We start from the raw sequence: 234 nt of genomic DNA, 5'->3' as shown, positions 1-234 counted from the left end.
TATGAAGAACTTTTGCATCTTTATTATCTGTGTAATATAAGAACTGTTCGATTTGGTGACTTCCGATATCGCAAAGGATGCCTCCATATTGTTCTTTGTTAAGGAACCAGTCCGGGCGACTATCAGCATTCAAGCGATGTGGGCCAAAACCTGTTACTTGAATAACCCTGCCAATTGCTCCTTGCTTTATTAAATCTCCAGCAAAAACGGCAGCTTCAACATGAAGTCTTTCAC

Annotated in this window: 1 protein-coding gene; it reads right to left on the bottom strand. The window is 40.6% G+C overall.

The genetic code is table 11. The annotated features are described in order from the left end of the window. The coding region (locus tag BTHG_RS23915; RefSeq protein ID WP_010280384.1) for a Gfo/Idh/MocA family protein at positions 1-234 on the bottom strand (234 nt) is incomplete at both ends.

The organism is Bacillus timonensis, assembly GCF_000285535.1.
GTDB lineage: Bacteria > Bacillota > Bacilli > Bacillales > Bacillaceae_L > Ferdinandcohnia > Ferdinandcohnia timonensis.
Note: the sequence above shows the minus strand (reverse complement) of the source record. Positions and strands in the feature narration are given on the sequence as shown.